The sequence below is a fragment of the Bartonella sp. AA168HLJHH genome (genome assembly GCF_042197365.1).
In the GTDB taxonomy this organism is placed as follows: domain Bacteria; phylum Pseudomonadota; class Alphaproteobacteria; order Rhizobiales; family Rhizobiaceae; genus Bartonella.
In genome coordinates this window covers 49,687-64,513 of sequence record NZ_JBHIRS010000007.1, presented here as the reverse complement: position 1 = coordinate 64,513, position 14,827 = coordinate 49,687, and the positions used below count along the sequence as shown (strand labels likewise).

At 39.0% G+C, this 14,827-nt stretch carries 18 protein-coding genes; 17 read left to right on the top strand and 1 reads right to left on the bottom strand.

Features of this window, described 5'->3' with window-relative positions:
- Positions 1-1,004: 1,004 nt before the first annotated feature.
- The gene (locus ACFINM_RS05945; protein WP_375621576.1) at positions 1,005-1,571 is read right to left on the bottom strand and encodes a hypothetical protein; all 567 of its coding nucleotides are present in this window, start codon (positions 1,569-1,571) and stop codon (positions 1,005-1,007) included.
- A gap of 1,843 nt (positions 1,572-3,414) precedes the next feature.
- On the opposite strand from ACFINM_RS05945, the gene ACFINM_RS05940 reads away from it, so the two are divergent.
- From ACFINM_RS05940 to ACFINM_RS05860, 17 genes are all read left to right on the top strand, one after another.
- Complete coding sequence (locus ACFINM_RS05940; RefSeq protein ID WP_375640895.1) at positions 3,415-3,936, top strand: hypothetical protein; 522 nt, start codon at positions 3,415-3,417, stop codon at positions 3,934-3,936.
- Between the two features lie 8 nt (positions 3,937-3,944).
- A complete protein-coding gene (locus ACFINM_RS05935; RefSeq protein ID WP_375640894.1) occupies positions 3,945-4,499 on the top strand; it encodes a hypothetical protein in 555 nt (184 codons plus the stop codon).
- A gap of 48 nt (positions 4,500-4,547) precedes the next feature.
- Entirely contained in the window at positions 4,548-5,102 is a 555-nt protein-coding gene (locus ACFINM_RS05930) for a hypothetical protein (protein ID WP_375640893.1), read from the top strand.
- Positions 5,103-5,359: 257 nt separating this feature from the next.
- Positions 5,360-5,623: a hypothetical protein gene (locus tag ACFINM_RS05925; RefSeq protein ID WP_375640892.1), complete on the top strand. Its 264-nt coding sequence runs from the start codon at positions 5,360-5,362 to the stop codon at positions 5,621-5,623.
- A 366-nt stretch (positions 5,624-5,989) separates the two neighbouring features.
- Complete coding sequence (locus ACFINM_RS05920) at positions 5,990-6,304, top strand: hypothetical protein (protein ID WP_375640891.1); 315 nt, start codon at positions 5,990-5,992, stop codon at positions 6,302-6,304.
- A 355-nt stretch (positions 6,305-6,659) separates the two neighbouring features.
- A complete protein-coding gene (locus tag ACFINM_RS05915; RefSeq protein WP_375621570.1) occupies positions 6,660-7,178 on the top strand; it encodes a hypothetical protein in 519 nt (172 codons plus the stop codon).
- Positions 7,179-7,186: 8 nt separating this feature from the next.
- Entirely contained in the window at positions 7,187-7,738 is a 552-nt protein-coding gene (locus ACFINM_RS05910; protein WP_375630088.1) for a hypothetical protein, read from the top strand.
- Positions 7,739-7,795: 57 nt separating this feature from the next.
- Entirely contained in the window at positions 7,796-8,353 is a 558-nt protein-coding gene (locus ACFINM_RS05905; protein ID WP_375640890.1) for a hypothetical protein, read from the top strand.
- A 198-nt stretch (positions 8,354-8,551) separates the two neighbouring features.
- Complete coding sequence (locus ACFINM_RS05900) at positions 8,552-8,974, top strand: hypothetical protein (protein ID WP_375640889.1); 423 nt, start codon at positions 8,552-8,554, stop codon at positions 8,972-8,974.
- 1,106 nt (positions 8,975-10,080) lie between these two features.
- The gene (locus tag ACFINM_RS05895; protein ID WP_375640888.1) at positions 10,081-10,308 is read left to right on the top strand and encodes a hypothetical protein; all 228 of its coding nucleotides are present in this window, start codon (positions 10,081-10,083) and stop codon (positions 10,306-10,308) included.
- Between the two features lie 225 nt (positions 10,309-10,533).
- Positions 10,534-10,890 (top strand): hypothetical protein, encoded by a 357-nt coding sequence (locus ACFINM_RS05890; protein ID WP_375640887.1) that lies wholly within the window; start codon positions 10,534-10,536, stop codon positions 10,888-10,890.
- 230 nt (positions 10,891-11,120) lie between these two features.
- Positions 11,121-11,486, top strand: coding sequence for a hypothetical protein (locus ACFINM_RS05885; RefSeq protein ID WP_375630083.1), 366 nt, complete (start codon positions 11,121-11,123; stop codon positions 11,484-11,486).
- Positions 11,487-11,725: 239 nt separating this feature from the next.
- A complete protein-coding gene (locus ACFINM_RS05880) occupies positions 11,726-12,091 on the top strand; it encodes a hypothetical protein (protein WP_375630082.1) in 366 nt (121 codons plus the stop codon).
- Between the two features lie 28 nt (positions 12,092-12,119).
- Positions 12,120-13,256, top strand: a complete 1,137-nt coding sequence (locus ACFINM_RS05875) for a DUF6990 domain-containing protein (protein WP_375640909.1) — start codon at positions 12,120-12,122, stop codon at positions 13,254-13,256.
- An 88-nt stretch (positions 13,257-13,344) separates the two neighbouring features.
- Positions 13,345-13,719: a hypothetical protein gene (locus ACFINM_RS05870; RefSeq protein ID WP_375640886.1), complete on the top strand. Its 375-nt coding sequence runs from the start codon at positions 13,345-13,347 to the stop codon at positions 13,717-13,719.
- Between the two features lie 10 nt (positions 13,720-13,729).
- A complete protein-coding gene (locus ACFINM_RS05865; RefSeq protein WP_375640885.1) occupies positions 13,730-14,305 on the top strand; it encodes a hypothetical protein in 576 nt (191 codons plus the stop codon).
- Between the two features lie 15 nt (positions 14,306-14,320).
- Positions 14,321-14,497 (top strand): hypothetical protein, encoded by a 177-nt coding sequence (locus ACFINM_RS05860; protein ID WP_375631929.1) that lies wholly within the window; start codon positions 14,321-14,323, stop codon positions 14,495-14,497.
- Positions 14,498-14,827: the final 330 nt, after the last annotated feature.

Below are 14,827 nucleotides of genomic sequence, written 5' to 3'. Positions count from 1 at the left end.
CAGGGGGTGTTCCGAGGGGATGACGAGGTGGGGGACTCGTGGGTGCTTAGAGGCGTGATGGCTCTTCGAGTGGCTGTTGGGGTCTCTAAAGGTTTCTGTATAAAGATTTATTGAGTAAATGCTTTTTCTCCTTTGAGAAAGGAGGGGACAAGATGAAGGGAGAATTGTGGTTTTGAAATCCGTGGTATTTTATTGATGGAATTGGGAAGGCGGTGGTTGGAAGGTGTTGCGGGGCAAAGCTTTAGGTGTTGGCGATTTGTGGGGGTGATTGGGGCTGTGCTGGCTGTCGTATTAGTGGTGGTGTGATAGGTGTGGAGGGTTATCGGTGCAGTTGTTGATGAGGGAGGAGATTGTTGGTAGGGGCTTTTTCTTTCGTTTAAGGGATGATGCTTTTAATTGTGTCAAAAATCAACGGGTTGTTTTAATGATAAGCTATTGATTTATAGTGGATATTTTATCGTTATTTATCTTGAATGAGAAACCCAGATTATGCTGAAATAAAAGCCATAGCTCTTGTCCGTCATAAGATCAGAAGAGCCATATAGAATTGTACAAGAAAAGACGTAAAATGACGATAATGAATTGTCTGAAGAGCTAAGGATGTCGCGATATTGGGTGAAGTGTATGATGAGGGTGGTTTGTTACAATGGGGGTAGAGGGAAGAATGTTGCTGTTTTTTAAAGAGGGGGCAATATTTATCCTGTCCATGCCGTGAAATATTGTCCTTTGAGGCATGGATTAAGTGAGTCCATGGGTAGATATAAGGTTAAGTCTCTTTGACAGTTGAAGTATTTTTTTAAAGGGCGTGGTGGATATTTTTAAGCTTGTTTGTTGTGCGCTTTAAGCTTGTCAATCCCATGAAATTTTATGAAAGGGCATGCTCAGAGGTTCTCAAGTGTCACTTGCCAAAGGGGGACTTTATAAAGGCGCTGGTTATAAAGAGGCATGTTATAAAAGGAGGGGGAGAATCTTTATCCTGTGAGGGGGAGGAAATGATGGGTGTTTTAGCCAAGGCTCTTTTGGGTAGAACTGTCAAAATGTTTATAAAGGGCATCAAGAATAATACGCAACGAACCAACAAGATTAGGCAGCGGTTGATCTTCTATAACAAGATAGTGTAATGCCGCATGGAAGTTGTGTTGACGATGTAGATATTGTGCTTCTTTAATCGCTTCTTGCATAGCTTCATAGTGTTTCGTTGCTCTTTGGACCCATTGCTTTTTTGCTTTCTCATCTGATGCGCTGTGCGTAAAACCATCATAATAACCGTTTGGTAAACCTTTTGCACATAAATAGTCGTTTCTAATTTGCAAGTATTGTTGCGCCGTGTCATATTGCTCTTTACTGATGCCTGATGAAGCCTCTTTATAGCCAAGCAAACAAAGACGCCCAATATAGGTTCCGACAAGCGGATTTTTCGCTTCTTCGAAGCTTAAACCAAAGTGTTTTGCACGCATTTCAATCGCAGATTGAAGCGCAGATTCGCTGGAATTTTGGGCACGTGAAATACAGCTATTGGGCTCTCGCTTTCCTGTTATTTTCGATCTACCGCGTTTTTTACGTATTTTCATGAACTTAACCATTTGAATGAAAAAGAAACTGTCTGTTGATGGGGGACAGTGATGTAAAAAGCACTTGGCGCAAATATTGGGGGGAGCAAATACTTAAAAGGAGGAAAATACTTAAAAGGAGGAAAATACTTAAAAAGAGGAAAATACTGGGGGAGTGAGCAAATACTGGGAAATATCAGCCGTTGCAGATCAAAAAACAAACGATACTAAAGGCGTTTTAAATGCAAAGAAAAGCAACGGTGTGGGGCGAAAAAATCATCTTTAAGGTGGTTTCTTACCTTTTTTATCTTATCCCTATCAGTCTTATCTTCCGCCCCTGTCATGCTTATTTTTTTATTGCTAGCGGATTATTTGCTTTTTAAATATTTCTTAACTGTTCTTGAGAGATTGAAGGAAAATTTTTGTCAAATGTGAATGAAAAAATAACAATGGATTTCAAGGGCATGTCATCGTCTTTCTAATAGGAAGTTTTTTCTAATGGGATTATTTGTCTCTTTTTTCACGAGCGCTTTGTGGAAATTTTTCAATTCCACTTTTGAAAGGTCATTGTTTTCTTAAGTTGGAAGCTTTTTATTTGGGTTCTCTTATTTTTTTGTTGTTGGGCGCTTTCCCAAGATATTTGATATACATCACGCTGTTAAGCATACTTTTATCCTTTATAGGAGATATATTGTCTTCTGTTGAGTGGCAGAGAGCGGCAAAAAGCAAACCTCCGCATTCTATTATAATAGCATAAGATGCCCTATATTTTCAAATAAAATATCGTTTATCGACTTAAAATAAACTGTGAATGATCTCGCTATTTTGTTTGGTGTATCCTTTATAAGTATCCTTTATAGAGTATAAAATTTTCCGTTTTAATGGATCTCATCATAAGACGAGGGGATGTCGTTTAAAGGACGGAATGCATTATCGAAAGAAGCTGTTTTTATAAGAAGAAAATGCTTTTATAAAAAGATGCTTTTATAAGAGATGCCTTGATGAATGTAGGGGCTATACAAATGTGGGGGCTGTGAGATATTTCATCTTTAATGAAGAATTTTTAAAATGAAGCCTTTTTGATTAAGAAGCTTTCAAATGAGGATTAAGGTTGTTTGTCGCACGTTTTTCATACTGGATAATCGATTGCTTGTTTGACTTTGTTTTGTGTTGCTTTTTAAAGAGCCATGTCTTAGGGCTCTCTTTTGCCCATTTTGCAAGGGTGCTCATGAAGGGTATAACGATAAAGTCCCCAATGAAATCCATATAAAGTTTGAATAATATAAAATCTATTGCACACTTCCATTTTTACGCTTGTGAAGAAGAAAGTCTATAGCATCACACATTTTGCCAGCTCTCATTGTTGCGACAGCCCTTGGCATTTGAGGCGCTTCCTTAGAGGCATTTATCATCCTTTCTTAATGTTTTACTCTATATGGCTCTTTCTGCTTGTAACGCACAAGAGACATGGTTTGGGTTGATTTAATATGGAATAGGTTTGGAATAAGACAATCCTACGGTATTTAGGGTTCTCATTTAATATGAAAAACAATAAATTGTTATAAATCAGTGTATTGTTTGTAAACTTTACACATCAGATATTTCTTAGATTGAATATTTTTGCTTGTTGAGTTTTGTGAAACATTGTCTTTTGAAGTGTGGGTAATAGATAAGAGGATACAATGGCATTTGTGCTTGTAAGGTTTAGGGATTGTATGTTGTCACGTATGAGAAATTTTAAAAATAGACTTAAAGGGGCTTATAGCGCGTGTTTCATGGTTAAAAGAGTGCTAGATAAACCGGTTTTGCTGGTTGCATGTTCTCAAAGAGTGAGTGGGCATGTTAGAAGTGAGAAAATATCCGTATGATCGAAGATAAATCACAACACCAATCTGCCCATAAGGGAAATACGGCTTTTGCGTCACAGCCCGTGTTAAATCAGTGTGCGGTTTTCAAAAAATGGACGGCTCTCTCAAGAAAAGATTACGTCATCATTTTGTGTTTGGCTATCCTCTTGTTGGTGCTTTTTGCCGCGACTGTCTATATGAATCCTTTGGAGTTTTTTCACGTTATATCCAAAGAACAGTTTCAAGCACTGGGACAAATGGAACAAGGAGATCTTCGAAAAATGATTAAGGAGATCTTGAAACAGCCTTTTGAAAATAATCCTGCAATCGTGTTTTTGCGTGACGCGGGATGGAATAGTGTTTGGGCTTTTTTATGTCTCTTGCCGCAAATGATTTTTGGTGTTTTTGTGGTGTTCTTTCCACTCTTTTTTGTCTTTAACGCTATCTCTAAACGGGAGGTGAAGGAAATGATGAAGCTGTGGGATACATTGCCAGAGCAGCAACAGCTAGACAACCAATCTCTCAACAAAACACAATAGGGAAACAAGTGGCTGCTTCTTTTATAAGTACTTTTGTAATTTTGACCACAGTAGGGTGGAGTACTGTCATGTTTCTCGGGGAGATCATGATACTTTTTTCTACTCTGATGACAATCTTGGTACTTTATTATTCTTTGATAAAACGGACAATATTGTTGTGTGGGATGCGGCGGAAATTAAAAAAGGGTGCATTACAGAATTTGGGGCATAATCAGAAAGTCAGCATAGGACAAAATACAGTTTGTGCAATAAAGTTCAGCCCCCTTTCTTTTCAAGAATCTTTGGAACTTTCAAGAAAAGATTATTGTATCATCTTTTTTCTAGCTTTCATTGTGATTGTGGTTTTCGCAGTTTTGCTCGCTTTTTTTGCTTTTTTTCCAAAATCTGTGATTTTTTTACACAATTATATGCCTCTATTGTTTAAGGTTGGCGTTTTTGGCATGCAGCTGCTGTTTTGGTTTTGTGCGTGTATTGTTGTCGCTTTACCTGTCATTTTAATCTTCCATAGTCTCCTTCATTATGGCGTGAAAAAAACAATAAAGAAATTAGAAATGGTTGCTTGAGAAGAGAATAAAAATGATGATTTCACATCAATGCGATAGGGGAAACACGTGACTATTGTTATAAAATTTTTGGCTTTTTTAGGGTTCACCATCATTGCCATTGTAATGTTTATGGTTATGATCCGGCTTCCTTACCGGTTGATCAAGCATATGAGGTTATCTTTTAAACTCTCTCAAGACTTGAAAAAGAGTACGACGCAACAAAAACACGCCATACAACAATTGCGCAATGATCTGGGAGAAATGAAAAGACACAATCTCGCACATAAAACCCTTGATGCGACAATGCGCTTTCTTAACTTCAAAGAATTTCTGCCTCTTTCTTCGAAAGAATGTAAAATAATCTTTTTTATCTTTATCCTCTTTACTGTTTTGCAATCTGCTTTCTTTGTCGCAAATTTGGTATGGTGGAAGAGCGATATGGTCGGCGTTATCATGCAGCTGTTGAGCATTCTATGGTTTGGGCTTCTTCTCTTTTTTCCGATCATTGGGATCATGTGCGTAAAATTAACGAGAAAATTGAACAAAAAACTTCAACAATTGAAAGAAGCAATACAACAACGCGATCAGGCAATTCGTATGAAGAATGGGCGTGGAGGATAAAATGACCAGTAGTCTTATAACATTAATGGCCTTTTCTTTCCTGTTCTTTATGGTCTTAAATGTTTTATTGTGGGTGCCAATCGTTGTCATTTATTACCTGTTTATCAAGCGTGCGCGGTTGTATTGCCGCGTGAAAAAGGAACTGAAATGCGTGCTGAATGAACGCGATATCGCCTTAAAACAGATCTCTCAAAAATAAAAAACAGCTTTCTCTTGTTTGGCAAGACTATAAAAAAATATTCTATCTTTCTACGGTCATGGCGACTGCTCCAATAGTTATAACTGTTGTCGTTAAGATATGGAGAGGGCAGGACTTTGTTTCTCTTGTCGTATTCGAGCCACTGGCATGGCTGCTTGCCTGTACTTTTTTATTCTTACCGATTGTTTTTATTATGCGCTTTATCGTGACCCGTCAGTTGAACAAAATGATACGGCAATTAGAAGAAGAGGTTGAGCAGAAAGGAGCTCCCGTCATATTATACGATGTGAGTGAGGGGAAAGTGAGCGAGGGGAAAAAGTGAAGAGAGGCTTTCGTTGAGCCTTGCTTTTGACTTGTTCATTAAGGAGCATGGGGTGCACTTCTCGTTTTATGCCTTTTTATATTTGTGTCGTGTTTTGAAAAGAATTGAGGCTCTTGCTTGAGTAGGATCCTTGCTTGAGTGCTGAGGGGAAAGTGAAGAGAGGCCGCTCTTGGACTTTACTTGCTGTTTCTGTTCTCTTAAAGAGAGAAAATCTTGTAACTTATTTTCTTTTTATCAAGCATAAAAATGTGTTTTACCAAGCGATATTGAGAGCGAAAAATCTATACTTAAAGCAAAAGATATTCTGGTGTTTGGGGAAAAAAAGCCCATTTTCTTGCAGGTGGAGAGGCAAGACGCATAGAGAAGGTGAGCCAAAAGCACACGTTTTGCTCCATAGCAAGTGTAACAGTGCTTTTAAAGAGCTTGGGGTGGAGGGGGAAAATTGAAAGAAAAGAGGGACATCTATTTATTTACGAGACCGTTATTTATTTACGAGACCGTGAAGGACAGTTTCTCTCTCTGGATGAAAAAGGTTTTGTGCAATTTGGTTATGGAATTGTGAGAGGCGCTGGTATTCATGCGGCGGCTTGCCAAATGATTAATCCTTATCATTTTAGGGCTTTATCATTTGGGGGGGGCCAGATTGACAACGAGGCATTGAGGCAAAGGGGTGGATTTTAAGGCAAAGGGATTGAAATTTCTTGAGGAAGAGGTAAGCGTAAGGCATTTATGCTGTGTACTTGAGGAAGTTTTTGATGAGGCAATGAATGAGGTTGATCTGGGACTGAGGTTGATCTTGTCCGCGTGCTTGGCTTTCAATATGCGGGCACCACCTTGGGGATAGGGGGGGTGGCTTGTAAGCGCCTCACGTATAGTGCTTCATGTATAAGCGCGTATAGGGCAAATGAACAAAATACGTAGAGGGGATTTATAATACTTGCATTACTCTGAGAAGGGTGCTAAGCGAATTTACCGCGCTGGTGGCGTGCTATCAAATATTGAAGAGTGGGAATTTTAGAAGTGGGGGAGTATCCGTATGATCGAAGATAAATCACAACATCAATTTGCCCATAAGGGAGATAAGGCTTTTGTATCGCAGCCAGTGTTGGATCAATCAGAAGCTTTCAAAAAATTGACGGCTCTTTCAACAGGCGATTATATCATCATTTGTTGTTTGGCTATCCTCTTGTTGGTGCTTTTTTCCGCGTCTGCCTATATGGATCCTTTGGAATTTTTTCACGTTATATCCAAAGAACAGCTCCAAGCACTGGGACAAATGAAACAAGAAAGTCTTCAGGAAAGACTTCAGGAAAGTCTTAAACACCCTTTCCAAAATCCTATAATTCAGCATGTTCTTGATGCGGGGTGGAATAGTGTTTGGGCTTTTTTATGTTTCTTACCGCAAATAATTTTTGGCGTTCTTTTTGGTTTTTGTCCGCTCTTTTTTGTCTTTAACGCCGTATTTAAACGGGATGTGAAGGAAATGATGCTACAATGGGAAACCTTGCCAGAGCAGCAACAGCTAGACAATCAATCTCTTAACAGAAGACAATAGGGGGAAAAGTGAGCGCTTCTTTAATCATTGGAATGTTGATTGACGTAGGAACGGCAATTTTTATTTGTTCTGCAATTTTTATGGTATTCCTTTCTACCGTGGTGACAATCGTTGCACTTTATTATTCGTTGATAAAACGGACAATCTTGTTATTGGTGACGCAGCGAAAATTAAAAAAGGGTGCAGCGCAGAATTTAGGGCATTATCAGGTAGAGGGTAGAGGACAGAGGACAGTTCTTGCAACACAGTTGCGTGCCTTTTCTTTTCAAGAATCTTTGCTTCTCTCAAAAAAAGATTATTTTATGATCTTTTCTATCGCCTTCGTTATGGTTGCACTTTGCACAGGTTTTGTCGTTTTTTCAGCTTTTCTTCCAAAATCTGCGGTTTTTTTGCACAATTACGTGCCTATGATAGTGCTTCACATTATTGATTTTGTCATGCGACTGCTGTTTTGGGTCTGGACATGTATTGTTGTTTCTTTACCTGTCATTTTAATTCTCCATAGTCTCCTTCAGTATGGCGTGCAAGAAACAGTAAAGGAATTAGAAACATTTGTTTGAGCAGAGAATAAAAATGATGATTTCACATCAATGCGATAGGGAAAAAAAGGGAGCATTATGATGCAGCATTTGGCTTTTTTAGGGTTCATTATCATTGCCATTTTAATGGTTATGGTTATGGTCAGGTTTCCTTACCTGTTGATCAAATATATCAGGTTATCTTTTAAACTCGCTCAAGGCTTGAAAAAGAGTACGACGCAACAAAAACACGCCATACAACAATTGCGCAATGATCTGGGAGAAATGAAAAGACACAATCTCGCCCATAAGACCCTTGATGCGAAAATGCGCTTTCTTAACTTCAAAGAATCTCTGCCTTTTTATTCAAAAGAATGTAAAATAATCTTTTTTATCCTTATTCTCTTTTCTGTTTTGCAATCTGCTTTCTCTATTGCAAATTTTGTATGGTGGAAAAATGATAGTGTTGCCTTTATCATGCAGCTGTTGAGCCTTATATGGTTAGGGGTTCTTCTCTTTTCTCCGATCATTGGGATCATGTGCATAAAGTTAACAAGAAAATTGAACAAAATACTTCCACAATTGGAAGAAGCGATACAACAACGCGATCAGGCAATGCGTATGCAGAATGTGGAAGGGGGACAAAATGACGAGTAGTCTTATAACATTAATAGCCATTTCTTTCCTGTGTTTTACGCTCTTAAGTGTTTTAATATGGGCGCCAATCGTTGTCATTTATTACCTGTTTATCAAGCGTGCGCGGTTGTATTGTCGCGTGAAAAAGGAACTGAAATGCGTGCTGAATGAACGCGATATCGCCTTAAAACAGAACTCCCCAAAATAAAAAGCAGCAGAATGTTTGATAAAAAACAGCTTTCTCTTGTTTGGCAAGACTATAAAAAAATATTCTATCTTTCTACAGTCATGGCGACTGCTCCAATAGTTATAACTGCTGTCGTTAAGATATGGAGAGGGCAGGACTTTGTTTCTCTTGTCGTATTCGAGCCACTGGCATGGATGCTTGCCTGTACTTTTTTATTCTTACCGATTGTTTTTATTATGCGTTTTATCGTGACACGTCAGTTGAACAAAATGATACGGCAATTAGAAGAAGAGGTTGAGCAGAAAGGAGCTCCCGTCATATTATACGATGTGAGTGAGGGGAAAGTGAGCGAGGGGAAAGTGAGCGAGGGGAAAGTGAGCGAGGGGAAAGTGAGCGAGGGGAAAATGAGCGAGGGGAAAATGAGCGAGGGGAAAATGAGCGAGGGGAAAAAGTGAAGAGAGGCTTTCGTTGAGCCTTGCTTTTGACTTGTTCATTAAGGAGCATGGGGTGCACTTCTCGTTTTATGCCTTTTTATATTTGTGTCGTGTTTTTTTAAAGAATTGAGGCTCTTGCTTGAGTTGGTGCTCTTGCTTGAGTGCTGAGAGGAAAGTGAAGAGGGCTTTTGTTGAGCCTTGCTTTTGACTTGTTCATTAAGGAGCATGGGGGACACTTCTCGTTTTATGCTTTTTTATATTTGTGTCGTGTTTTTAAAAGAATTGAGGCTCTTGCTTGAGTTGAAGCTTTTGTTTGAGTGCTGAGGGGAAAGTGAAGAGAGGCCGCTCTTGGACTTTACTTGCTGTTTCTGTTCTCTTAAAGAGAGAAAATCTTGTAACTTATTTTCTTTTTATCAAGCATAAAAATGTGTTTTACCAAGCGATATTGAGAGCGAAAAATCTATACTTAAAGCAAAAGATATTCTGGTGTTTGGGGAAAAAAAAGCCCATTTTTTGCAGGTGGAGAGGCAAGACGCATAGAGAAGGTGAGCCAAAAGCTTTAAGTTTTTGATCAAGACGTTTTGCTCCATGGAAAGTGTAATAGTGCTTTTAAAGAGCTTGGGGTGGAGAGGGGAAATTGAAAGAAAAGAGGGACATCTATTTATTTACGAGACCGCTAAGGACAGTTTCTCTCTCTGGATGAAAAAGGTTTTGTGCAATTTGGTTATGGAATTGTGAGAGACGCTGGTATTCATGCGGCGGCTTGCCAAATAATTAATCCTTATCATTTTAGGGCTTTATCATTTTTGGGGGGGGCCAGATTGACAACGAGGCATTGAGGCAAAGGGGTGGATTTTAAGGCTAAGAGATTGAAAATTTTTGAGGAAGAGGTAAGCGTAAGGCATTTATGCTGTGTACTTGAGGAAGTTTTCGATGAGGCAATGACTGAGGTTTGATCTGGGACTGAGGTTGATCTTGTCCGCGTGCTTGGCTTTCAATAGAACACCCTTCCTTGGGAAAAGGAAATTGTGCTATCTCTCAAGTGGCTTCTTCTTTACTTGCACACCCTTGGGGCTTTGGTATTGAGGGCTGATATTAACATTTGGCAGCTTTCTCATAAAAGCTTTATGGAAGATGAAAATTTGGGCTTTGAAAAAAAATATCGAAAAAATCAATTTGGGCCGGTTTTGTTGATGATTCAAATCGTCATAAAGACAAAGCAACTTCGTTACGATTTTCTTGCACTCGTTTGCTTCTTCTTTGGAAAGCAGCTTATCTTTCTGAAAATAAAAAGAGCACTTAGAATTTTAGAGTCAGAGACCCAAATTTGTGCAATAGAAGAAGATATTTTATGAAAATTTGATCGAGGAGAAAAGAGAAGCCTTAAGATAATAGGGGGTACACTGTGAGTGATGAAAACATGATGTTTGAAGGTGATGAAAAAAAGGCACCCCTGATATTGTCTTTATAAAAAATGAGGGATACAAGCGCTTGATATTGATGAACCCTCATTCATTGTGAGGACGAAAGCTTCGGTTCATGAAAATGGCTTAAAAATTGAAACAAATGAGGGATAAAAAATGAGGGGCAATGGAAAAAATGCATCATTGGATGAAGAGTTACGGTCTTTTTCGCTGGAAGAAGCGTTTTTGACAAGCAAAAATTATAAAGTCATCTTTTGCATTGCTTTCATTGTGGCAGCTTTTATAATGGCATTCTTTATGTTTTTTAAGTGGGATTTGACAGGGTGGTGGAATTATATCCTGTTCATTTTAACATTAATATTGGTTTTTATATCAGCGCTTCTTTTTGTACTCATTCCTGTTGCCTTTGTGGTCGGTATCATCTTTACGCGTTTGTTGAAAAAAAAGATCGATAAGTTGGATCAAGAAATCTGGCAGCGAAGAAAAACGGCTTACCAACAAAACCGCGCGTGAAGGGAGGGCAGAAAATGAATACTGGTCTTTATATATTCTCATGCGTTGTAGGAGAGACCTTCTATTCGTGCGATGTTTGAAGGTGATGGAAAAAAATGCACCCCTGATATTGTCTTTATAAAAGATGAAGGATACAAGCGCTTGATATTGATGAACCCTCATTCATTGTGAGGACGAAAGCTTCGGTTCATGAAAATGGCTTAGAAATTGAAACAAATGAGGGATAAAAAATGAGGGGCAATGAAAAAAATGTATCATTGGATGAAGAGTTACGGTCTTTTTCGCTGGAAGAAGCGTTTTTGACAAGCAAAAATTATAAAGTCATCTTTTGCATTGCTTTCATTGTGGCAGCTTTAAGAACGGCTCTTCTCTTCTTACTCATGTGGCTTGAGTGGAAGTTGGCGGGGTGGGAAGGGGATGTTATAACAGTTCTCTTTTGCATCGTGCAGGTTATATTAGATTTAATTTTTGTACTCATTCCTGTTGCCTTTGTAGTCCGTATCATCTTTACGCATTTGTTGAAAAAAAAGATCGATATGTTGGATCAAGAAATCTGGCAGCGAAGAAAAACCGCTTCTCAACAAAACAGCGTGTGAAGGGAGGGCAGAAAATGAATACTGGTCTATACTGGTCTTTATATATTCTCATGCGTTGTAGGAGAGTTTCTATTCGTGTGATGTTTGAAGGTGATGGAAAAAAAATGCACCCTTGATATTGTCTTTATAAAAGATGAGGGATACAAGCGTTTGATATTGATGAACCCTCATTCATTGTGAGGACGAAAGCTTCGGTTCATGAAAATGGCTTGAAAATTGAAACAAATGAGGGATAAAAAATGAGGGGCAATGGAAAAAATTCACCATTGGATAAAGAACCACGGTCTTTTGCACTGGAAGAAGCGTTTCTGACACGCAAAAATTATAAAGTCATCTTTTGTATTGCTTTCATTGTGGCAGCTTTAAGAATGGCTCTTCGCTTCGTACCCATGTTGCTTGGGTGGAAGTTGGCGGAGTGGGAAGGGGATGTCGTGGCAGCTCTCTCGTTAATCATGCAGCTTATATCATGGTTTATTTTTTTGTTCATCCCTGTTGCCTTTGTGGTTCGTATCATTTTCACGGTTCTGTTGAAAGAAAAGATCGATATGTTGGAGCAAGCAATCTGGAAGCGGAGAAAAACCGCTTCTCAACAAAACAGCGCATGAAGGGGCGGAGAAAATGATAGATATTAAAATGATGGATATTATTGTTGTACTCTCGTGGGGTGTGGGCTTGACGCTTTTCACGCTGCTTTCTGCCGTGGTCATGATGTTTATTTGGGCATTGTATTACTCTACTTTCAAGCGGGTGAGACTGTATTGCCAAGTGACAAAAGAATTAAGCCGCGTGCTTGAACAATCTGTCGTTTTTGAGCCGTCTAGTGGAGCAATGCCGATGATTAAGCTGTTATCTGAGAAAAAAGAGTTTTCTCTTTCTGATGAGGAAATCTTAACGATGGAAAGTGCAACGGCGCTTTTAAAGAGTTTGGGGTGGAAGGTGGAAATTGAAGGAAAAGGAGATCATTTGGCCACCTATTATTTACCAGATCGTGAAGTGCAGTTTCTTTATAATGCTGAGAAGGGGTATCCGCGATTTGATTGTGCAATTGCAGTGGTTTCTGGTATCCATGCGGCGGCTTGCCAAACAATAGACCCTTATAATTCTGGAGGCTTGATTGCTCTTGAATTGAGTTTTGATGTGAAGGGCTTGGAAATTTTTGAAGAAAAGGTAAGCGTTGGATGTTTACGTCGTGCACTCGAGAAAGCTTTAGAAAAGGCAATGACTGAGGTTGATCTTGGCAAGATGCTTCACTCTCAATATAGAATCCTGCCTTGGGAAAACAAAACTGTGGTCCCTCGGTTGGCTTCTTATTCCCTGCGTTATCTTGCGGCTCTGGCTTTGATGGGTGATGTTGAAACCTTACACTCTTATCACAAAAGCTTTATGGAAGGTGAGAAGCTGGGCTTTGAAACAAGCATCGAAGAGGAGCATCTGGAACGCGCAATGGTGATTGCTCAGGCGGTAGAAAAGACAAAGCAACCCAGTTACGATTTGCTTCAACAGGCGGCAAAGGATTTTTCCATGGAGGTGGAAAGCTATGAATGTTTTAGAGCTACAGATCCCAATTTGTGCAATAGAAGAAGAGATTCTTATGAAAATTTGATCGAGGAAAAAAGACAAGAATTAAGGCAACAGGGATATTTTGTTTACGAAAAGGACGCGATTTGTGAAGTTGATGGAAAAAACTATCGTCCCGATATTCTTTACATAAAGGATGGGGAGTTAGAATATATGGATGTAGAAATTAGGGTTGAGGAAAAAAATTATTGAGAAAAATAAAGAGTTTAGATAAATTAAAAAGAGCTTAAACCTAAAAATAATGCGTAAAAAGCGCGAAGCGTAAAAGCAGAGGGGAACAATGCAGGAGAAAAAAGCAACATTTGAAGAGTCTTTCTTTTCATTTAGAAAATTTATGGTGTCTTCAGTGGAAAGGCGTAAAGGGGTGGGACGGTGTAAAATAATAGGGCACCGCTTTTTTATCATGTTTTGTACATGCCTTATCATGATGACTTTAGAAGTTCCTGCGGGTGCAAAGTCTCTGGTACAGCCGTTGCAATGGACAAGATGGGAAGGAATTGGTTCTCTTATTTTTCTCTTACCAGTGTTGATATGGTTTTGTCTTCTCACACCCCTTCCTATTTTGTGGGGCATTTGTCGTTTTAAAGAGCGTAAATTGGAAAAAATAAAGAAAAAACTAAAAGAAAAAATAAAGCAGCAAGAGATTAATCAATGAGGTTATACGCATGAGGGGTGAGATCGCGTTTTTTATTTTGTTTCTGCCAGTTGAATATTTTCTTCTAAATGCAGTTACAGTTTTTGCCATTTTTGTGAATATGATTATTGTGGCGCCTTATTATTCTTTAATCAAGCGTTTGAGGCTCTATTACAGAGTGAAAAAACAAAGAGGTTTGATGAAAGAACAGCCGCAGCATTTTTGTTTCTTTGAAAAAAGCGGAAAAGAAAAAGAGAGAGTGCCGCAAAACTTAACACTAGAAACACAGATAAGTTTCTATTCGTTAAAAAAATGGCTCGCTTTTTCACGCAAAGATTATATCCTCCACGCATGCCTTTCTTTCATCATTATGTTTTTCAAAGCTTATGTCTATGTGATTTTCTCTAAAGGGATAGCTGCTAAGGTAGATGAGAGCAGATTTGAATATTTTGTCATTCTCTTGCTTTTCTGGTTTTTTTTATCGGTATGTATTTTTGCAACGATCCCTGTTGTTGTGATCCTTCGTGAAATTTTAACCCATCGATTGAAAAAGAAGATTCAGCAGTTGGAAGAAGTGACTGAAGCAACCCAATCAATCAATTTATAAAGGGAAGGGGATAAAATGCATTACGAAATGGCGGCAGCTTGGACGGTGATTTTGATCATTCTGCTGGGGGGTGTTTTTAATTTTTTCTTAACAATACCCATTGTGGCACTGTATATTTCTTTTATCAAGCGTTTGATCTCGTATTACAAGGTTACCAAACAATTAAACGCAGCGCTGAAAAAGCGCATGTAGTGCTCGTGTCATGGGGGGAGGCATAAGTTTTAGATCATGCCATTGCTTCACGGCTTGGGAGGACGGCATCGATTGTTTTTCTCATTTTACGCTGATCTCTGGGGGAAAAGGGTTGATGGCAATGAATAGGCTGGTGATAGGTTTGTAATAGGCTTGTATAGGCTTTAATGGGGCGGTTTATCGGCAGTTTGCTTGTTTTCTGTGAATTTGCAAAATCGTAAAAACGTGGAACTGTAAAAGGGTGTGTGGTTGGTCAAGAGCCGTGATGGTTGTGGGGAGGATATGGGGAGAAAAGGTGCCAATGGAGGCGTAATGGTTGGATTGTGCAAT